The organism is Gymnodinialimonas ulvae, assembly GCF_037543845.1.
In the GTDB taxonomy this organism is placed as follows: domain Bacteria; phylum Pseudomonadota; class Alphaproteobacteria; order Rhodobacterales; family Rhodobacteraceae; genus Gymnodinialimonas; species Gymnodinialimonas ulvae.
The window spans coordinates 590,517-610,557 of the sequence record NZ_JBBIFX010000002.1; the positions used below are offsets into that span (position 1 = coordinate 590,517).

A 20,041-nucleotide genomic window follows, 5' to 3' on the forward strand; every position below is an offset into this window, starting at 1 on the left:
TTCGGGTCACGGGCAAGGGTAGGCGGCCCGGATCACGCCGTCCACCGGATTACAACGACCACAGGATCGCGCCGGTCAAAACCGTCGCCAGCGTCAGCACCAAGGCCAGCACCGTATAAGATCGCGATGGCTGCGCTTCGGCGTCGGTTTCCTTCAACCGCGCGAAGGTCTTCAACGCCTGCCTGCGCGCCGACCAGAACACCACGATCGCCGCGCCCAGAAACACGCTCGCCACCACTTTCGCGGCCCAGGTCGGCTCAAACGCGCCAAACACCGCCTTCAGGCCAATCGCCACGCCGACCGACGCCATTCCGGTGCCCATCCACGACGAAAATGTGCGCTCATTGGCCAGGATTGTGCGGTCCTCCGCCCAATCGGTCCGTTTTTTTGCAAGCGTATCTCTGTCCGTCATGGCCCGTGAGGTAGCGCCTTTTGCGCCGTCTTGCGAGGGCGAACACCTTTATACAACCCTTTCACTTGAAAGGTTCCATACAGCGCGCTACCTTCATCTTGGGCCACAGGGGAGGCCTCCAGATCCGCGGAAAGCCGAACCGGCACCCTCCAGAGCACGCGACAGACACGATATTCGGTGTCTCTCAAGCCCTCCTTAGCGGATCGTTGGGCAGATGTGAGGGAACCCGATGATACGATCAATCGACCAACTTCGCCGTGCAGCCACGGCACTCAAGAAGGCGTACCACGGCGGAGATCGGGGCGCCTTTTTGCGTATCCGGACCCATCTTCCCCGACCCGAAGACACGCCGCTCAAACACGCCGATATCCTGCATGTCATCGCCCGCGAGCAAGGCTTTGTCTCCTGGCCGCAGTTGAAACTGGCCGCCGAGACTCACGGCATGGACCGCGCCACCCGGCAACAACGCCTCGGTCTCGCGCTGTCCCACGGGCAGGAGGCCGTCGTCCGACAGCTTCTGACCGACGACCCCGACCTGCCGCAGGGCAACATCGGCCTCGCCTGTCGCCTCTACCTGCACGATGACGTTGCCCGCCATCTTGCCGAGGATCCTGCCCGCGCCACCGCCCCCGCGCCGCAGCATCCGCCGCTCACCATGATGGCGCAATCCAAGGCGATCCACATGTTCCCGGACCGCGCGGCGGACATGCGCGCCATCGCCGATCTGCTGCTCGGTCACGGGGCCGATCCAAACTACAGCGCGGCCTATGACGGCGACCCGTCGCACAAACTCTCCACCCTCTATTTCGCCCTCGGTCATGCCAACAATATGCCGCTCGCGGAATGGCTGCTCGACCATGGCGCCGATCCCAATGATGGCGAAAGCCTCTACCACGCCACCGAACTGGGCCACCACGACGGCCTGCGCCTCCTGCTGTCCCATGGCGCCAGGCCGCACGGCACCAACGCCCTCCTGCGGGCGATGGATTTCCACGATGTCGCGGCCGTCCGCCTCCTGCTCGATGCCGGGGCCAGGCCTGACGATTTCAACGATGCCGAGATCGGCGGTGAGCAGCCCTGGGTCGTCCCCGCCCTGCATCAGGCCGCCCGCCGGATGAGCCCGCCCGAGATGATCGACCTCCTGCTCGATCACGGCGCCGACCCGACCCGGCCCTACGACGGCATGACCCCCTACGCCTATGCCCGCGTCTACGGAAATGCCCCGCTGGCCAGGGCGCTGGCCGACCGCGGCCATGCCACGCCGCTGTCGCCCTCCGAAGACCTGCTGGCCCGTGTGGCCGACGGCGCGGTCCCCGATGGCACCTATATCGACCCCGCCAAATTGCCCGACGGGTGCCGCACCATCATCCGCCAGATCCTGCACCTGCCCGGCAAGCTGCCCCATGTGCAGCGCCTCGTTGCAGTCGGCGTCGAAACCGACCGGCCCGATACCGAAGGCCTCACCCCCCTGCACGCCGCCGGGTGGGAAGGCCTGCCCGATGTCATGGCGTTCCTTCTGCGCCAGAAGCCCGATCTGGGGCACGTCAACGGCTATGGCGGCACCTTGCTGTCGACCATCCTGCACGGCGCCGAGAACAACCCGTCCCGCACAGGGCGCGACTACGCCGCCTGCCTGCGCCTCGCGCTGGAAATGGGCGTCGCGATCCCGCGCGCCGCGCCGGACCGTGTGGGCGATCCGGACCTCTCCGCGATCCTAACCGAATGGGCCGACGCGCATCCCGGGCAGGTCGTGGACGGCGGCCCAACCTGAGGCTTGGCGACCGGCGGGAATGGCGCTACCCCTCCGGTCATGCAAGACGACTACACCCGCCGCCTGGCTGCCGCCCTCGCCGAATTGGAAGGCTCCGGCATCAAACGCGCCAATTACGCGCCGCCGCTTTTCCGTGTCGCGCGCGCCATCGGCCTGCGCCCCCGTCCGCCGCATTACATGGGCTTCCTGCGCGCCGCCCTGCTGTCCGGCCCGGCCTTCGGGCTGATCTGGGGCCTCTTGATGTGGGTCGTCGCCTGGCAGGGCTCGGGCATGCCGATGGGCTTTGCGGTCCTCGCCTCACTTCTCGCCGGGGTGCTCTTCGGGCTGGCGATGGCGGGGTATTACCGATGGGCGGCCAGCGAAGCGGGGCTCAGCCGCTGGCACGACCTGTAGGGCAGGGGGCGGCGTGATCCAGGGCACGCATGTTGATTTGGGCGGTGGGGCGGCTTAGGGCGCTGATCGCTTTGTGAGCTGGATCGCTTGGCCTGCGTGCATCGCTGCGCGCTACACTTTCGGCCCGACGCGCATCGCTTTGCGATGCGTTTGCCTGCGTGCATCGCTGCGCGCTACACTTTCGGCCCGACGCGCATCGCTTTGCGATGCGCTGGGGTGAGAGGCTGGACAACGACCCAAGCAGGAATCGTTATGGCTGCTGCCTTCCGGCTCTGACCAGGTTGGCGAAGTGCTTGCCCGCGCCAACCTCTCACCCGTGCAGATAATCCCCCCAACCGCGAATCGCAAGATGGCTTGACCAATCCGCGCCCGCCACATGCCAACCCCGCCGCTCTTTCATCTTGCCAGAAAAACCTCGGGGGAGTCGCGGCACGCGACGGGGGCAGCGCCCCCACACCCCAAAACAACCTCCAACCGAACCACCCCCTTGCCGCGCCCCCCGTGCAGGCGTAGCCAATCCCCATGCCAACCGCTCAAAACCCGCTCCGCGGCATCGCCCTGAAAATCGCCTCCGTCTGCGTCTTCGTCTCCATGGCGTCCCTCATCAAGGCCAGCGCCGACACCATCCCGCCGGGCCAGGCGGTGTTCTTCCGCTCCTTCTTCGCGATCCCCGTGATCCTCGTCTGGCTCGTCCTGCAACATGACCTCGCCCACGGGCTGGAGACGAAAAACCCCATGGGCCATCTCTGGCGCGGGCTGGTCGGCACCACCGCCATGGGGCTTGGCTTTGCGGGGCTCGGCCTTCTGCCTTTGCCCGAGGTCACCGCCATCGGCTATGCCGCGCCGATCCTCGTCGTCGTCTTCGCAGCGATGTTTCTAAACGAACAGGTCCGCCTGTTTCGCCTGTCGATGGTCGCACTCGGCATGGGGGGCGTTTTGATCGTGCTGTCGCCGCGGCTTGCACTGGATCCGACCACCGCCGACACCGGGCAGGCGCTGGGCGCGATGCTGGTGCTGATGGGGGCGGTCTGCGCCGCACTGGCACAGGTTTTCGTGCGCAAGCTCGTCCAGACCGAGCGCACCGCAGCCATCGTGTTCTGGTTCTCGATCACCGCCTCCGCGCTGAGCCTGCTGACCATCCCATGGGGCTGGGCCTGGCCCACGCCCACGCAATGGGTGCTTCTGATCGGCGCGGGGCTGGCGGGCGGCGTCGGGCAGATTCTGCTGACTTCCTCCTACCGCTTCGCCGATGCGTCGCTGATTGCGCCGTTCGAATACACCTCGATGCTGCTGGCCATCGGTGTCGGCTATTTCATCTTTGCCGAGGTCCCGACCCCCACGATGCTGATGGGCGCGGCCCTGATCGTGGTGGCCGGCATCGCGATCATCTGGCGCGAACGCCAACTCGGCCTCAAACGCGGCGCCCGCAAAGCCGGCACGCCGCAGCCCTGATGCCGTAACGTCGCGTCATTTGCTGCCCCGCCTCAGATTTGACGCGCCTCCCGATCGCTTTCCCCCTTCGCGCCGCACGTTCGCCGTGTAGCCATTCTCCCACGCGGGATCGGCGGCAAGTGAAGGGGTTGCCGACCCGCGCCACCGGAGCGCGATCTTCCGCAGCTTCGGTCCGCACCCACCCTTGTGGTGGAGGCGGCGGTGGCACAGGGCAGCACTCCGTCCTGTCCCACCGGAGGGGGTCGGGCCACGTCTCTGGCAGAGCGCAGGCCCGACCCCTTTCTGTATCCCGCCCCCGCCTCTGTATCCCGCCCCCGCCCCGCGCCCTTTGCTCCCAATGCAGTTGACCTCGCCAAGCCACACGATACCCTTGGCGCGACAGACAAATTCACCGGGACAACGATCATGCAACGCACCCCCCTTCACCTCCTTGCTGCTGCCCTCCCGCTGCTTGTGCTGGCAAGCGCCGCCTCCGCCCATACCGGCGAGGGGATCAACACCGGCTTCGCCTCGGGCTTCTGGCACCCGATCCTCGGCTGGGACCACGTCGTGGCCATGGTCGCCGTCGGCCTCTGGGGCGCGTTCCTCGGCAAGCCCGCGATCTGGATCCTGCCCATCGTCTTCCCGCTGGTCATGGCGCTTGGCGGCGCGATGGGTGTTGTCGGTGTGCCGCTGCCTGCGGTGGAAACCGGCATCGCGCTCTCGGGTGTAATCCTCGGCCTGCTGATCGCCTTCGCGGTCAAGGCGCCGATCTGGGTCGCGGCCGTCATCGTCGGCATCTTCGCCATCTTCCACGGCCACGCCCATGGCGGCGAGCTTCCCGAGCAATTCAGCGCCTATGGCTACGCCGTCGGCTTTGTGATTGGCACCGGCCTGCTGCACCTGGTGGGTATCGCGCTTGGCTTCCTGACCAAAAGCTCGGTGGGCACCTGGGCCGCGCGGGGCATCGGCGGCGCAATCGCGCTGGTCGGGGCCGCGTTCCTCTTTGGCCTGGCCTAAGCCGCGCGGACGGTTTCGACCGTGAAACCTCGCTATCTCAGTGCCTTGGCACTCGCCGTCGCGCCCACCAGCGCGGCGGCCCATTCGTTTGAATCCGGTGCCGACCTCTATGCGCAATTTGTCGAAGGCGCGGGCGTCGTCGTGACCTATCCGGCGGTGTTCCTGCCGCTTCTGGCGCTCGGCCTCTTCCTGTCGCTCTGGCACGCCGAGGGCATGGTCCGCGCCTGGCCCGTCTTCCTTCTGGGCCAGCTTGCGGGCATTGCCGTGGCGCCGCTGGTGGGCGAATGGATCCTGCCGCTGATGATGGGCACGGGCCTGATCGTGGGCGCACTGGCGGCGCTCCTGCCGCACCCGGGTCGCATCGCGGCCCTGTTCTTCGCGGGCCTGCTCGGCATTCTCGCGCTGGCGCTCGGCCTCGAAGGTCACGCCCTGTTCGAGCTTCCGGTGTTGATCCACCTGGGCCTGATCTTCGGCACCAACGCCACGGTCGCTCTGGCCGCCGGCATTGCGCGGCTGGCGATGGACCGCGTGCCCGCCGACTGGATGCGCATCACCCTGCGCGTTGCGGCCTCGTGGATCGCGGCGATGCTGATGCTGATCCTGGCCTTCACCGTCCGCACCGGGCCGGGCGGCGGCGGGCTCTGACGGGCAAACGCCTGACGGCGCACACCTGCACCCGCTCGATCCGACCAAAACGAAAAAGCCCCCGCGCAGGTGGCGGGGGCCATGTCGTGTAATCTCGTATCAACTGACCCGGTGGATCAGGCCATCGTGTTGCGACGACGCACGGCTGCAAACGCACCAAGAGCGGCCAGAAGCAACGCACCACCTGCCGGCAGCGGCACAGGTGCCAGCGAGGACGATCCACTGACCGACCCGCCAGCCGACGCGCTCACCGAGCCGGACCCTGTCGTGGATGTCTGGATCACGGTGATGACACCGCCCGAGGACGAGGCGGATGATGACGCCGACGCCGATGCCGATACCGACGAAGAAGATGAGCTGCTGAAGCTTCCGCCCCGCGTGGTGAATTGCGAAAGAAGCGATGTGCGCGACGGAATGAACCGCTGCGAGGGGCTGACGCTGTAGCCGCTGTTGGTCCAATGAACCGACGTTGCCTCGGCCTGTTGCGCCGTGCCGAAGGTCATTGCCATGGCTGCCGCCGCGATTGTTGTCATGCCGAACCGACCGGCGTTGTTAAGACTCGTACTCATTTGTATTTCCCTTGTTACCTGATCGCGCTCGACATGAGCGGAAAAGTGCCGAAACATACAGACATGTACGCAACACTTTCAACCAAATAAAAGTTTACCTACGCGCCTGAGCGGATCTGACCTCGTTTGCGGCTGGTCCATTTGCGTCGATTTCATCTCCAGTGGGGCGCGCATCATGCGCGTCCCGAGCGCGCCTTAGCCCTGCGCGCGCCGGTAATCGTCCTCCGCCAGATCGCCTTGCCGGACCAAAAGCCCCTGCAACCGCTGCATCACCCGCCCGCGCGCCAGCTTCAGCGTCTGCAGCGCCAGCCGTGCCGACAAGGTCTTCGCCGACAGGTCCAGCACCACTTGCACCCGCGTCATGTCCGGGCGCAGGTGCACGAAACTCATCTCGAAGACCGCGTCCATCCCGCCCACGCTGGTCCGGATCTCGCACCGTTCCGGGCCGTCCAGAGCGCTGATCTCCGATGCAATCGGGCGCAGGCGTCCGCGCACCGTGACCTGTCCGCGCCACCCGCATCCCGCCTCCGGCGTGGCCCAATTGCCCACCCGTGACAACTCTGCCCCCCGGCCTTTGACCTCGGCCTCGATGCCGCTGAAATCGGTGAACCGCGCCCAGGTGATGTCCGCCGGTGCGTCGACATCTTCGGAAACCTTGAACTTCATGACCCCTGCATCTCCCGCTCTGACCCCACCGCTGAACGCGCCCCGATTTGCCGGGGCAGGGGCGGCGGCGTCAAGGCCAAGCGCCCCTTACGCCAGCGTATCGGCCAGCCAGTGTTGCAGCAGGAAATGCGCAATCGCCCCCTTGCGCGCGGGCAACATGCCGGGATCATTGCCCGCGAAGACCTCCAACATCTCGCTGCGTGTGACCCATTTCGCATCCTCGATTTCGCTGGGGTCAATCGTGATCTCGGTCGACACGGCCTCGCCCCGGCAGCCGAACATCAATGACGCGGGGAACGGCCAGGGCTGGCTCGACAGGTATTCGACCGCGCCGACACGCACGCCGGCTTCCTCAAGGACCTCGCGGCGCACCGCCGCCTCGATGGTCTCGCCCGGCTCGATGAACCCCGCCAGAAGCGAATACATCCCCTCCGGCCATCCCGGCGAACGCCCGACCAGAACCGCATCGCCATGGGTGATCAACATGATCACGACCGGGTCGGTGCGCGGAAAATGGTGCCCACCGCAGGCCGGGCAATCGCGCTGCCAACCGGCCATGGTCAGGTCGCTTTTCGCGCCGCATTTGGCGCAGAACTGATGCGTCGCGTGCCACGTCAGGATCGCGCGCGCCGTCGCCGCCAATTCCGCATCGCGCCGGTCGAGCCGGTTCATCAACCCGCGCAATTCGCGGAACGCCGCGCCGCTCTCGGCCTCCGACGGATGCACCTGCACCGACGGGTCCAGAAACGCGTTCACGCCTTCCTCATCGACATCCGCAGGGGTCCAGGCCGAGATGTCGCGCGCAAACAAAAGCGTCTCGCCCGCCGCGTCATAGCCCAACAGGATCGGTGGCTCGCTGGCCCGTCCAAAGACCGGCGCCCGCGCCGGCCGAAACGCCAGCGCCACGTCGCCTTGAGCCGGGTCGCCCGTCACCATCGGCTTGCCCCGCCACAGCGGCAGGATCTGCGAATCACCGTCCAAAGCGCTTTTCAAGGCCTCGGCATCACCCCGCAATTCCGCCGCGCGGTTCAGGCCGGATGTCCCAAATGTCACTGATTCCGCATGTTTCATGGGCGGTCCTTCCGTTAACGTCACGTGCCATTTCTATGGCCGCAGGGCAACACCGCCGCATCGCGGCATGAAATGTGCACAGTTCTGCCATCTAAGGCTTCGACTCCGCCCGCAACCACCTCAAGTTGTGCGTGAACGACTGGGTAACAATCATGACGCTCACAAGGGCGATTAGGGTGCAAAGTGTGTCTGCGGGACTCGACCAGGTGCATCTGCGCCTGCTGGCCACCACGGACTTGCACGCGCATCTCTTGCCGTTTGATTACTACACGGCCAACCGGGATCCCGGTATCGGGCTTGCCCGCCTGGCGGAGCTTATCCTCTCGGCGCAGGCCGAGGTGCCCAACACCCTGCTGTTCGACAATGGCGATACGCTGCAGGGCACGCCCCTGGCCGATACGATCGTGTCCGAAATCCTGCCCAAGGGTGCGCCGAACCCGATGATTTCGGTGATGAACGCGCTTGGCTACGATGCCGCGACGCTTGGCAATCACGACTTCGACTTCGGCCTCGATTACCTGCAATCCTCGCTCGCCACCGCGCGCTTTCCGGTGGTGGTCTCCAATGCCGACCATGTCGACGGCACGCCGTTCCTGCCCAAACGCCTGATCCTGTCGCGCACCATGCTCGACGGGGCCGGGCGCGCCCATGACATCCGCATCGGCGTCACCGGCGCCCTGCCGCCGCAAGTCACCGCGTGGTCCAACCCCGGTCTCGCCGACACGCTTACCTTCACCGACATCCTCAGCGCCGTCTCCGCCGAGGCCCGCGCTCTGCGTGCCGATGGGGCCGATATCGTCGTTGTCCTGGCCCATAGCGGCGTGGGTGTCGCCGATGCCCCGCCCGAGGCCGAAAACGTCGCCCTCCAACTGGCCGTCGAGGCCGGTGTCGATGTGGTCGTCGCGGGCCATACCCATGATCTCGCCGCGGCCTGCGTGGCCGAAAACGGCGTGCCCATCGTGCAGCCCGCCGCCTATGGCACCCACCTGGGCCTCGTCGATCTGGTGCTCACGCCCGAAATCGACCGCGTCACCGGCACAACCACATGGCAGTTGGAAACCGCGCAGGTCGCCACCCCCGCCGTTACCGTGGCCCCGCCTGAAACCAAGACCCAGCTGCGCCGCCTGCTCAGCCCGTTTCCCGCGCTCCGCAAGGAAGTCGCCGTGGCGCATCGCACCACGCGCAATCATGTCGAAACGCCGCTCGGGCATACCGCCGTGCCGTTGAATACCTATTTCTCGACCCTCGCGCCCTGCGCCGTGACGCAGGTGGTCGCCGATGCCAAACGGGCCGCCGTGGCGCCCCTGATCGCCGCGCGTCCCGATCTCGCGGGCCTGCCGCTTCTGTCGGCGGCGGCCCCGTTTCGCGCGGGCGGACGCGGTGGCGTCACCCATTACACTGACATCGCCACCGGCGCGCTGAAGTTCCGCCATGCCGCGCATCTCTACGTCTATCCCAACGCGCTCTGCGTGCTGCGAATGAGTGGCGCGGCCCTGCGCGACTGGCTCGAACGCAGCGCCTCGATCTACAACCGCATCACCCCCGGCATCGACCATCCGCAGCCGCTCATCAATCATGCCTTCGCGCCCTACAAATTCGATCGGATCACCGGTCTGCGCTACCGCATCGACGTCTCGCAACCGCCGCGCACCGATGCCGAAGGCCTGCAAAGCGATCCAACCGCCAGCCGGATCCGCGATCTCTGTTTCGCCTCCGGGCAGCCACTCCGCGATACCGACGAGGCGCTGATCGTGACCAATTCCTACCGCGCCGCGGGCGGCGGCTACATCCTGCCCAAAAGCGGGCTCGACACGGTCCTGACCCGCAATGAATCCGTCCGCGACGTGATCGCCCAATACATCAGCGCCGCCTCCGGCCCGCTGGATCCCGCAGTGGAGCCAAGCTTCGAATTCGCCCCCCTGGGCGGCACCGAAATTCTTTTTGAAACCGGCTCTGGCGCCCATGGCCATCCCGAACGGCTCGCCGCGCTCGGCCTGCAACCGGCGCAGCCCTCGCTCGCCGCAAACGGCTTCGCGGCGTTCCGCAGGACCCTCTAGCCGCCCTCTAGCCGCGCGCGCCGCCCTCGCCCAACCCGGCGCCCAATCTGCAATCGCACCTGCAAAAAAAACTGGCAACTCCGCCCGGAATCGCGCAACTTTCGCGCCGACGCGTCGCGAAAGACCGGCGCGCATTGACGATGTGCCCTGTGCTGCGGCCACTAAACCGCCGCCCGAAAAGGGACACCAACAAGGAGACATCATCCGTGTTTACACGCATTCTGCCCGCCGCACTCGCGAGCGCCGTACTTGCTGCGACGCCGCTCGCCGCTCAGGATACCGACATCGCCTTTGCACTCGACTGGCGCTTTGAAGGTCCGTCCGCCCCCTATTTCCTCGCCATCGACAATGGCTACTTCGCCGAACAGGGCCTGAACGTGGAAATCACCGCCGGTCAGGGGTCGCTCGACGCGTTGCCCAAGGTGGCCTCCGGCGCGTTCCCCATCGGATTTGCCGACATCAACTCGCTGATCCGCTTCCTCGATCAGAACCCCGGCGCGCCCGTGACCGCCGTCATGATGGTCTATGACAGCCCGCCGTTTTCGATCGTTGGCCGCGTGAGCCAGGGCATCTCGGGCATCGACGACCTCGAAGGCTCAATCCTTGGCGCACCGCCCCCCGATGGCGCTTGGGCGCAGTTCCCGATCCTTGCCGAGGTGAACGGCATCGACACCTCCACCATCACCGTGGAACCCGTGGGCTTCCCCACCCGTGAACCGATGCTCGCCGAAGGCAATGTCGATAGCGTGACGGGCTTCAACTTCTCGTCCTACCTCTCGCTCGCCCGCCTTGGCGTGCCCGAGGACGATATCACCACGATCATGTTCGCCGATCACGGGGTCGAGCTTTACGGCAACGCCATTGTCGTCAACACCGACTTTGCCGAGGCCAACCCCGAGATCGTGACCGGCTTCCTGACCGCCGTGGCGCAAGGCACGGCGGCCGCCATCGCCGATCCCGCCGCCGGGGCCGCCGCAGTGATCGACCGCAACCCCGCCGGTGACGCCGCGCTGGAAGAGCGTCGCCTGCAACTGGCCATCGACGGCAATATCCTGACCGATTACGTGATGGAAAACGGCATGGGCGGCATCGACGCCGACCGTTTCGCCACGGCGCTTGAACAGCTGACGCTGACCTATGAGTTCCAGAACGAACAGGATGCGGCGCTGTATTTCACGGACGCTTACCTGCCCGAGGGTGACGTGTTGATGGTCGGCGGGCAGTAACGCCCGGATGACCGTTCGCGGTCCACGCCACGACGATGCCCGGCCATCTGCGCCGGGCATCGCGATGCACTACAGAAAAACTACAAAAAAACTACAGAAAAATGCAGGGCGCTTTACCGCCTCGCAGCGCCCCAATCAAAGGCCCGCCCATGCCCGCCACTGCCCCGATGATCGAGCTCAAATCGGTCACCCATGCCTACACCACCAAGTCCGGGCCGCTGCCCGTTCTGGACGCGCTCACACTCCAAATTCCCGAGAATACGTTCTGCGCCGTGGTGGGGCCTTCGGGCTGCGGCAAGTCCACGCTGACGCGCCTGGTGTCGGGTTTGATGAAGCCCAACGAGGGTGAAGTTTGGCTGCATGATCAAAAGGTTACGTCGCCGCGCCCGACCGTCGGCATGGCGTTTCAGAACCCCGTTCTGCTTGAATGGCGCACGATCATGGACAACATTCTTCTGCCCATGGAGATCGTGAAATCGCCGATGTCCAAGGCGCAAGCCCGGGATCGCGCGATGCATCTTCTCGAACTTGTCGGCCTGCAAGGCTTCGAGAACAAACGCCCGTCCGAGCTGTCCGGTGGCATGCGCCAACGCGCGTCGCTTTGCCGCTCGATTATCCACAAGCCCGACGTCCTGATCCTCGACGAACCCTTCGGCGCCCTAGACGCCTTCACCCGCGAAGACCTCTGGTGCACCATGCACGACCTCCGCGAAGAGGAACCGTTTACCTGTCTGCTGATCACCCACGACCTGCGCGAAAGCGTGTTTCTCGCCGACCAAGTCATTGTTTTATCAGGCAGACCCGCGCACGCGCAATATGTGCTCGACGTCGATATTCCGGCCAAGCGCACGCTCGACGACCTCTACACGCCGCGCGCCGCGGACATGCTCGCGACCCTGCGCGAACAGATCCAGATCGCCCAGGGCCGCCACCCCGAAGCCGAGGGCGCAGCATGAATGACACCACCCGCAAGATCGTCGCGCCGCTTGTCTTCATCGTCGGGATCCTGGGCATTTGGGAGTTCCTCGTCTGGTGGAACCAACTCCCCGATTTCCGCATGGCCAGCCCCTCGGACCTGATCCCGCGCTACATCCGGTTCTGGGATCTGTTCATCGTCAAAAGCTGGGAAACCCTCTGGCGCACCGTTGTGGGCCTTGGCCTCGCCGTGATTGTCGGCACGCTGATCGGCATGGTCATGGGCTTCTCGCGGTTCGCCCGCGAAGGGCTCTACCCGATCCTCGTGGGCTTCAACGCCATCCCCAAGGCGACTGTCGTGCCCATCGTCGCGCTGATGTTCGTAGGACAGCATGACTTCAACACGATCCTGATCGCCTTCATGATTTCCTTCTTCCCCATTGCCGTCTCCATCTCCATCGGCCTCTCGACGCTGGAGCCCGAATATCGCGACATTCTCCGTTCGCTAGGGGCCTCGAATTCCACGATTTTCTGGAAAATCGCCCTGCCCAAGACCTTGCCGGAATTCTTCGGTGCCCTGAAGGTTGCCGTGACGCTCGCCTTCATCGGCACCAACCTGATGGAGATCGTGTCCCCCCATGGCCGTGGCCTCGGTGACCTCTTCGACAGCGGCCGCATCAACGGTGATTACCCGCTGATGTTCGCCGTGCTGTTCGCCATGGCGGCCCTTGGTATCCTGCTGTTTTATATCGTTGTTTTCCTGGAGCGGATCTTTGCAGGATGGGCCGAGCGCACGCCGGGGCAGTAGCGCGGATATCCATCAAACCTTCGTCCTCTCGCCACACTCCCTCCGCATTTGCGCGCGACACTCATCCCGCGTGCAATCGGATGGGAGGGTGGGATGAAGAACCTTTCAACACTCATTTTGGTCCTTGGCCTCGCGCTCGTCGGCTACGCGGGCTGGCTCTATGTCGGCGAAACCTCCGCCGCGCCCGATGCTGCTCAAGCCGCCGCTGTAAACGCCGCCCAAAACACGGCTGAAACCCCTGCACCAGACTCTGCGCCCACCCTCGCCACAGCGCCTCCTGCGCCTTATCCGCCTGCGCTCTACATCACCCGCGAACGGCGCGATCTTGAGGCCGAGGCGAGCGATGGCTCCGACTACACGCCGGAGGTGCGTGACGTCACAACCCTGCGCATCCGCAACGGCCTGCGTCTGCGCCGCGTGGGCCTATATGACGGCGGGCAGGGGGAAGTCGCGCGCCCCGTGATCATCCTGTTCCACGGTGCGGCTCGCGATGAATTGTCGATGATCGACATGTGGGATGATGTCGCCGACGCCAACGGTCTGCTGTTGGTCTCACTCAAATCCGCAGATACCCGCTGGGATCTCGGCACCGATGAACGCCCCCTCATCGCCGCCGCCCTCACGCAAGCCGAGGCCACGATCCCCATCGACCGCGACCGAATGTTCCTTTTCGGCCATTCCAACGGCTCCATCTACGCGCAATTCCTGGCCCACCGCGCCGACGGCCCATGGCGCGCCGTCGCCACTCACGCTGGCACCCTCCCGGCCGAGGGCATGCGTCTCCGCGACGACGGCCCCCCGATCCGCCACTACCTTGGCGCCTATGATCATATTTTCCCGATGGAAGAAGCCCGCGCCGCCGCGCTTACCCTGTCCGAACATGGTCATCGCAGCGAACTGATGGTGATCCCGTTGCACAATCACTGGTTCTACAACGCCGGGCCCCGCATCGCCCGCGACGCCTGGGCGTGGTTCGAAGTCATGGCCCCTGCGCAATAAAGTATCCCACGAAATCAAAAATTTACGCGATTTTCGCGAAATAATCGCGCCGCATTGTCGATCCACCCCGCGTTCCGTTCGTCATGGGGGTGAAGGCACTCCCGCCTTCGCTCGGACCAACGGAGATCACCATGACCCTCACCGCGCTTCTTGCCACCGGGGCCGCAACACTCGCCCTTGCCACCGCTGCCACCTACCTTCTACCGCGTCACGTCACCGTTGAACGCAGCGCCCTTGTCGACACCACACCGCAGGCCGTTCTGGCGCTCGCCTCCACCACCGAAGGCTTCCAGCGGTTCAACCCTTACCTGACCGCGGACCCAGACCTGCAAATCGTTCCGTTCGGACCCGAGGCGGGCATCGGCGCGGGCTTTCGCTTTGACGGGCAGGGCGGCTCCGGCACCCAAACCATCGCCCGCATCACCGCCGACACCGTCACCTACGCCATCGACCTCGGTGCCATGGGCCAGCCGACGCAGCACATCACCGCGCAGGCAGACGGCGATCAGACCCGCGTGACCTGGGCCGTTGAGTCCGATCTCGGCCTGAACCCCGCCGTCCGCGTGTTCGGCCTTTTCATGGACCGCATGTTGGGCACCACATACGAGACCGGCCTTGCCAACATCGCCCGCGTTGCCGCCTAATCCCCCTCACCAGACCAAGGAAAAGCCAATGCGTTACACGTTCCTGCTCTATTCCGACCCCGCCGATTTCGCCGATATGACGCAAGATGATTGGGTGGAGATGAAATCCGTCTACGGCCAGTACATCGAGGCCCTGCAAGACGCCGGGGTGTTCGTTGATACCGATTGGCTCCACCCCGCCGACACCGCCACCACGCTGAGCCGCAAGGGTGGTGACAGGACGGTGCAGGACGGCCCCGTAGCCGAAACCCGCGAAACCCTTGGCGGCTATTTCGTCATTGACGTGCCCGACCTCGACGCGGCGCTCAAATGGGCCGAGCAGTGCCCGGCCGCTCAGATGGGCAAGGTCGAGATCCGTGCAAGCGCCATGGACAGCCTCGAATGAGCGATCCTGCGCGCGCCGCTGAAGACGCGGCGCGCGCGTCCTACGGAAAGCTGGTCGCGCTTCTCTCCGTCCGGTCCGGCGACATTGCCGCTGCCGAAGATGCGCTGGCCGAGGCCTTCGTTCAGGCGCTGCGCACCTGGCCCGCAAACGGCATCCCCGACCGCCCCGAAGCCTGGCTTCTGACCACCGCCCGCAACCGCCGGATCGACGCCGCCCGCCGCGACCGCCGCGTCACCTTCACCGATGAGGTGCCCGACATGCACGCGCCCGACACACCGGAATTCCCTGACGATCGCTTGAAACTGATGTTTGTCTGCGCGCATCCCGCAATCGACGTGGGCCTGCGCACCCCCTTGATCCTGCAAACCGTGCTTGGGGTTGAAGCCTCTGATATCGCGCGCGTTTTCAACACGCCCCGCGCAGCCATGGCTCAACGCCTGGTCCGAGTGAAGCGCAAGATCCGGGACACGCGCATCCCGTTTGCCCTCCCCGAGCAGGCGGATCTGTCCACACGGCTCGAAGCCTTGCTCGATGCGGTTTACGCCGCCTATGCGGTCGACTGGCAGGACGGTCCGGGCGACCTCAGCCATGAGGCGCATTTCCTCGCCACAACCCTTGCAAACCTCATGCCGGACAGCGCCGAGGCGTTTGGGCTTGCCGCGCTGATCACCTTTATCGAGGCGCGCCGCCCCGCATCCGTGCAAGACGGTCACTACGTGCCCCTGCCGAAACAGGACACTGCGCTTTGGAACAAAGATCTGATCGACCGTGCCGCGTATTTTCTGACGCGCGCCTCTGCGCTTGGGCAGATCGGCCGCTTTCAATTGGAAGCCGCGATTCAAGCCGTCCACGCAGAGCGCCATGTGACAAAGGTCACAAATTGGCGCGCGATCTCGCAGCTCTACGCAGGCCTGATGCAAATCGCGCCTTCGCTGGGGGCCGCCGTCGGGCGCGCCATGGCCGTGGGGCAGGATGCCGGTCCCGCAGAGGGGCTCAAGCTTCTCGATCTGATCGACCCTGCGGCGGCGGAGGCGTTTCAACCCTATTGGGCCACCCGCGCCCATCTGCTGGCCGAAGCGGACCCGATGGAGGCCGCGCGCGCCTACACCCGCGCCATCGAGCTTAGCCCATCTGCTGCTGCCGCGGCCTGGCTCACGGACCGCCGCGCCTGCCTGGATCCGGACCCCTCCTGACGCCCGCCCGGGATATCCGCCTGACCGCCCTCCGCGCCTCTGTTTCATCTTGCCAGAAAAACCTCGGGGGTCAGCGCCGTTTCCTCCGGGAAACGGCGCGTAAGGGGGCAGCGCCCCCTCTGCTCAGAAAATCGGCTGACAAAAAGTTAGTAAGAACGGGTTTTCCGTTTTATCATAAGGCGTTAAGCCCAGTTATCACGCGTGATAAGCCCAAGGCCTCTGATCAGTCCCGCGCCGCATCTGCCGGATAGGTGCCCAGGATTTTCAACTCGCTGGTGAAATATCCCAGCTCATCCAAGGCCAGCTGCACGTTGGGATCGTCGGGATGCCCCTCGATATCGGCATAGAACTGCGTCGCCGTGAAATGGCCGCCGACCATGTAGCTCTCCAGCTTGGTCATGTTCACCCCATTGGTCGCAAACCCGCCCATCGCCTTGTACAGCGCGGCTGGAATATTGCGGACCCGGAAAACAAAGGTCGTCATCATATGATCGCCGCGCCGGCTGAGGTCGGCCGCGCGCTGCATCACCAAAAACCGCGTCGTGTTGCGGTCATGGTCCTCGATATGGCGCGCCAGAACGTCGAGCCCGTAAATCTCCGCCGCCAGTTCCGAGGCCAGCGCCGCTTTGCCCGGCTCGTCCCATTCGGCCACATCCCGCGCTGCGCGCGCATTATCCGGGCTGACCCGCCCGGTGATCCCCTTGTCGCGCAGAAACGTCCCGCATTGCGGCAGCAAGACCAGATGCGAATAGGCCTCCCTCACATCCTCAAGCCGAGTACCGGGCAGCGCCAGAAGGTTGATATGCACCCGCACGAAGGCCTCATCGACGATATGCAGCCCCGATTCCGGGAGAAGCCGGTGGATGTCCGCAACCCGTCCGTAAGTAGAGTTCTCGACCGGCAACATCGCCTGCGCGGCAGCCCCGCCTCGAACCGCCTCGATCACGTCCTCGAAGGTGGCGCATGGCAGGGGCTCAAGTTCGGGGCGCGCATCAACACAGGCCTGATGCGAATAGGCTCCGGGCTCTCCCTGAAAGGCAATACGGTCCGTCATGGGCATAATCCGCTCGAAAAGGTCGTTTCGTCGCGCTCCCTACACCTTGCCTTGCCCCAAAGGAACACCATACATACCCGGCAACGAGCGACAGAAGACCTTTGTGGAGCTGACATGTTTGACACGATGACCATCACCAAAGCCGGCGGCGCGGTTTGTGCAGCCCTTCTGGTGTTTCTTCTGGGCGGATGGGCCGCCGAGGGGCTTTATAACGTCGACCACCATGACGAAGATCATGTCAGTGGCTATCGGATTGCGATCGTCGATGAATCGGCCGAGCCGGCGGAAGAAGTCCCTGAGGTTCCGTTTGCCGACGTCTACGCGGTCGCGGACGCCGGCGCGGGCGAGCGCCTGTGGCGTCAATGCTCCGCCTGCCACGCACTGAACGCAGGGCAAAACGGCGTGGGCCCGTATCTGTTGGGCGTTGTTGGGCGCCCCAAGCATTCGGCTGAGGGCTTTGATTATTCCGATGGGCTTCTGGCGCTTGAAGGCGATTGGACGCCTGAGAATATCTCCGGTTTCATCGCAAACCCGCGCGAGTACGCGCCCGGAACATCCATGTCCTACGGCGGGATGGACGACATCGAAGATCGAGCCAACCTGATCGCCTACCTCGCGACTCAGCAATAAGCATCGCGAAAGCACAGCATCGAATGCGCCGCCCCGGGGCGGCGTTTTCCGTTTCCGGGGCTCATTCCGCGAAAAAAGCGTCTGATCACCATGTGTTCACGGAATCTCAACTTGAACCGGGGGCGGGCTGGTCTCTAACCTCTCGTGAACCATAATAAGGGAGGCGCGATGCAACGTCGCGTTGGATTCCCGATCCGACCACCGGAGGTGCATATGCAGGACCAGACCGAAGCCACGGCGCGCGTGGCGACACGTGAAACCGCCGCCGACCAAAGCCGCACATGGCGCATGACGGCCTTGCCGTTGGCCGGAGCGGCCCTGATCCTCGCGCTTGGAAGCTTTGCCGCAAAGGCGCAGGAGGTCGGCGATGACGGCCTGATCCGGACCTTCGGCATCTCCACATTCGGTGAATTGCGCTACACCCCCGACAGCCCGCACCTCGACTACGTAAACCCCGACGCGCCGCAGGGTGGCGAGATGTCATTCGCCTGGTCGTCCGGCTCCTTCGATTCCATGCACCCGTATTCGCGCATCGGGCGCCCGGCGGTGCTGTCCAACATCTTCTTTGAGTCGATGCTGGAGGCGACGGCGGATGAAATCGGTTCATCCTATTGTCTGCTCTGTGAAGAATTCGCCTATCCCGAAGACCGCTCCCACGTGATTTTCACCCTGCGCGAGGATGTGCGGTTTTCGGACGGCACACCAATGACCGCGCAGGATGTGATGTTCTCCTACGAGATCCTGCGCGACGAGGGTCTGCCGTCGTTCCGCGCCAATATCCCAAACACCATCGCCAGCGCTGAGGTGCTCGACGAGCGGACCATTCGGTTCGACTTCAACCCCGACGCGCCCTTGCGTGACCGGATCCAGACCGCCGGTGGTCTGCCGGTCTTCAGCCAGGCCAGCCACGAGGCCTCGGGCCTTGCCTTCGAGGACAGCCGTCTCGATCCGTTGACCGGGTCCGGCCCCTACGTTCTGGGCGAGGTGGAACCCGGCCAGCGCGTGGTCTTCACCCGCAACCGTGACTATTGGGGCGATGACCATTGGATCACCCAGGGGCGCAACAATTTCGACGCGATCCGCATCGAGTATTACGGCGATAGCCTGGCCGCGTTCGAAGGCTTCACCGCGGGTAATTACACCTTCCGGCAGGAAAGCTCGTCTCAGGCCTGGGCCAACAATTACGACTTCCCGGCCCTGTCCGACGGCACGGTGATCCGCGAAGAATTGCCCGATGGCACGATCGCCTCGGGCCAGAGCTTCATGATCAACCTGCGCCGTCCGCAGTTCCAGGACGTCCGCGTGCGCAGCGCGCTGGCGCATATGTTCAACTTCGAATGGACGAATGAGACGCTGTTCTACGGCCTCTACGCGCCGGTGGTCAGCTTCTGGGAAAACACCTGGATGGAGGCAGACGGCCTACCGGAAGGTGACGAATTGGCCCTGTTGGAGCAGTTCCGGGATCAATTGCCCCCGACCGTGTTCAGTGAAGAAGTCTATGCGGTCCCGGAATCGACCGCCGACCGCGCGCTTGATCGCCGCCAATCGCGCCGCGCGCTTGGGCTTTTGGAAGAAGCGGGCTGGGTGCCCGGCGACGATGGCCTGTTGCGCAATGAGGCGGGCCAGACACTGGATGTCGAATTCCTGAATTCCTCGCCGCTGTTTGACCGCATCATCAACCCCTATGTCGAGAACCTGCGCGCCATTGGTGTGAATGCGTCGATGAACCGGGTCGATAACGCGCAGTTGCAACAACGCCAGCGTGACGCCGATTACGACATGATCACGGACCATTTTCCGATGACTTATGAGCCCGGTGCAAGCCTGCGGCAATACTTCGGATCGCTTGGCGCCGACGAAAGCCTGTTCAACGTGCCGGGTCTTGCCGATGAGGGCATCGACGCGCTGATCGAGGCGGTGGTGCAGACCGAAACCCGCGAAGAACTGGATGTAGCCGTGCGTGCGCTTGACCGGGTGCTGCGCGACCGCGTGATCCGTGTTGGCCAGTGGTACAACCCCGCGCATTGGGTCGCGTATTACAACATGTATCGCTACCCCGAGAACCTGCCGCCCTACAGCCTTGGTTTCCTTGATTTCTGGTGGATTGACCCGGACGCGGAGCAGGATCTGCGCGACGCCGGCGTTCTTTAAG

At 64.7% G+C, this 20,041-nt stretch carries 20 protein-coding genes and 1 other RNA gene; 15 read left to right on the top strand and 6 right to left on the bottom strand.

What is annotated here, in order from left to right:
- Positions 1–49: 49 nt before the first annotated feature.
- Complete coding sequence (locus V8J83_RS12815; RefSeq protein ID WP_339986782.1) at positions 50–412, bottom strand: YidH family protein; 363 nt, start codon at positions 410–412, stop codon at positions 50–52.
- Between the two features lie 310 nt (positions 413–722).
- Here V8J83_RS12815 and V8J83_RS12820 point away from each other — a divergent pair, with 310 nt between their 5' ends.
- Positions 723–2,183 carry an ankyrin repeat domain-containing protein gene (locus tag V8J83_RS12820; protein ID WP_339986783.1) on the top strand — a complete coding sequence of 487 codons (1,461 nt, stop codon included), beginning with the start codon at positions 723–725 and terminating at the stop codon, positions 2,181–2,183.
- 39 nt (positions 2,184–2,222) lie between these two features.
- Positions 2,223–2,576, top strand: coding sequence for a DUF6404 family protein (locus V8J83_RS12825; protein ID WP_339986784.1), 354 nt, complete (start codon positions 2,223–2,225; stop codon positions 2,574–2,576).
- Between the two features lie 215 nt (positions 2,577–2,791).
- Here V8J83_RS12825 and ffs read toward each other — a convergent pair.
- Positions 2,792–2,888, bottom strand: an RNA gene (ffs, locus tag V8J83_RS12830) — signal recognition particle sRNA small type.
- 210 nt (positions 2,889–3,098) lie between these two features.
- On the opposite strand from ffs, the gene V8J83_RS12835 reads away from it, so the two are divergent.
- The 3 genes from V8J83_RS12835 to V8J83_RS12845 all read left to right on the top strand — a co-directional run bounded on the left by V8J83_RS12835 (position 3,099) and on the right by V8J83_RS12845 (position 5,672).
- Positions 3,099–4,028 carry a DMT family transporter gene (locus V8J83_RS12835; RefSeq protein ID WP_339986785.1) on the top strand — a complete coding sequence of 310 codons (930 nt, stop codon included), beginning with the start codon at positions 3,099–3,101 and terminating at the stop codon, positions 4,026–4,028.
- A 405-nt stretch (positions 4,029–4,433) separates the two neighbouring features.
- The gene (locus V8J83_RS12840) at positions 4,434–5,027 is read left to right on the top strand and encodes a HupE/UreJ family protein (RefSeq protein ID WP_339986786.1); all 594 of its coding nucleotides are present in this window, start codon (positions 4,434–4,436) and stop codon (positions 5,025–5,027) included.
- A 21-nt stretch (positions 5,028–5,048) separates the two neighbouring features.
- Positions 5,049–5,672: a hypothetical protein gene (locus V8J83_RS12845; RefSeq protein ID WP_339986787.1), complete on the top strand. Its 624-nt coding sequence runs from the start codon at positions 5,049–5,051 to the stop codon at positions 5,670–5,672.
- A gap of 116 nt (positions 5,673–5,788) precedes the next feature.
- Here V8J83_RS12845 and V8J83_RS12850 read toward each other — a convergent pair whose 3' ends face one another.
- The 3 genes from V8J83_RS12850 to nudC form a co-directional block, all read right to left on the bottom strand.
- Positions 5,789–6,241: a VPLPA-CTERM sorting domain-containing protein gene (locus V8J83_RS12850; RefSeq protein ID WP_339986788.1), complete on the bottom strand. Its 453-nt coding sequence runs from the start codon at positions 6,239–6,241 to the stop codon at positions 5,789–5,791.
- Between the two features lie 195 nt (positions 6,242–6,436).
- Positions 6,437–6,907, bottom strand: a complete 471-nt coding sequence (locus V8J83_RS12855) for an SRPBCC family protein (protein WP_339986789.1) — start codon at positions 6,905–6,907, stop codon at positions 6,437–6,439.
- Positions 6,908–6,994: 87 nt separating this feature from the next.
- Complete coding sequence (nudC, locus tag V8J83_RS12860) at positions 6,995–7,978, bottom strand: NAD(+) diphosphatase (RefSeq protein ID WP_339986790.1); 984 nt, start codon at positions 7,976–7,978, stop codon at positions 6,995–6,997.
- Between the two features lie 152 nt (positions 7,979–8,130).
- Between nudC and V8J83_RS12865 the strand changes: the two genes are divergently transcribed.
- From V8J83_RS12865 to V8J83_RS12900, 8 genes are all read left to right on the top strand, one after another.
- A complete protein-coding gene (locus V8J83_RS12865; protein WP_339986791.1) occupies positions 8,131–10,035 on the top strand; it encodes a bifunctional 2',3'-cyclic-nucleotide 2'-phosphodiesterase/3'-nucleotidase in 1,905 nt (634 codons plus the stop codon).
- Positions 10,036–10,241: 206 nt separating this feature from the next.
- Positions 10,242–11,261, top strand: a complete 1,020-nt coding sequence (locus V8J83_RS12870; RefSeq protein WP_339986793.1) for an ABC transporter substrate-binding protein — start codon at positions 10,242–10,244, stop codon at positions 11,259–11,261.
- A gap of 149 nt (positions 11,262–11,410) precedes the next feature.
- Entirely contained in the window at positions 11,411–12,217 is an 807-nt protein-coding gene (locus V8J83_RS12875; RefSeq protein WP_339986794.1) for an ABC transporter ATP-binding protein, read from the top strand.
- Complete coding sequence (locus tag V8J83_RS12880; protein WP_339986795.1) at positions 12,214–12,984, top strand: ABC transporter permease; 771 nt, start codon at positions 12,214–12,216, stop codon at positions 12,982–12,984. The genes V8J83_RS12875 and V8J83_RS12880 overlap by 4 nt, the downstream gene beginning before the upstream one ends.
- Positions 12,985–13,077: 93 nt before the next feature.
- On the top strand, positions 13,078–13,983 hold the full coding sequence (locus V8J83_RS12885; RefSeq protein WP_339986796.1) for an alpha/beta hydrolase: 906 nt from the start codon (positions 13,078–13,080) through the stop codon (positions 13,981–13,983).
- Between the two features lie 131 nt (positions 13,984–14,114).
- A complete protein-coding gene (locus V8J83_RS12890; protein WP_339986797.1) occupies positions 14,115–14,627 on the top strand; it encodes an SRPBCC family protein in 513 nt (170 codons plus the stop codon).
- Between the two features lie 28 nt (positions 14,628–14,655).
- Complete coding sequence (locus V8J83_RS12895) at positions 14,656–15,012, top strand: YciI family protein (RefSeq protein ID WP_339986798.1); 357 nt, start codon at positions 14,656–14,658, stop codon at positions 15,010–15,012.
- Positions 15,009–16,205: an RNA polymerase sigma factor gene (locus tag V8J83_RS12900; protein WP_339986799.1), complete on the top strand. Its 1,197-nt coding sequence runs from the start codon at positions 15,009–15,011 to the stop codon at positions 16,203–16,205. Before V8J83_RS12895 ends, V8J83_RS12900 begins: the two co-directional genes overlap by 4 nt.
- Positions 16,206–16,428: 223 nt before the next feature.
- On the opposite strand, the gene V8J83_RS12905 is transcribed toward V8J83_RS12900, so the two are convergent.
- Complete coding sequence (locus tag V8J83_RS12905) at positions 16,429–17,259, bottom strand: prephenate dehydratase (protein WP_339986800.1); 831 nt, start codon at positions 17,257–17,259, stop codon at positions 16,429–16,431.
- A 114-nt stretch (positions 17,260–17,373) separates the two neighbouring features.
- On the opposite strand from V8J83_RS12905, the gene V8J83_RS12910 reads away from it, so the two are divergent.
- Both V8J83_RS12910 and V8J83_RS12915 read left to right on the top strand, forming a co-directional pair.
- Positions 17,374–17,889, top strand: coding sequence for a c-type cytochrome (locus V8J83_RS12910; protein WP_339986801.1), 516 nt, complete (start codon positions 17,374–17,376; stop codon positions 17,887–17,889).
- 168 nt (positions 17,890–18,057) lie between these two features.
- Positions 18,058–20,040, top strand: a complete 1,983-nt coding sequence (locus V8J83_RS12915; RefSeq protein ID WP_339986802.1) for an extracellular solute-binding protein — start codon at positions 18,058–18,060, stop codon at positions 20,038–20,040.
- Position 20,041 lies beyond the last annotated feature (1 nt).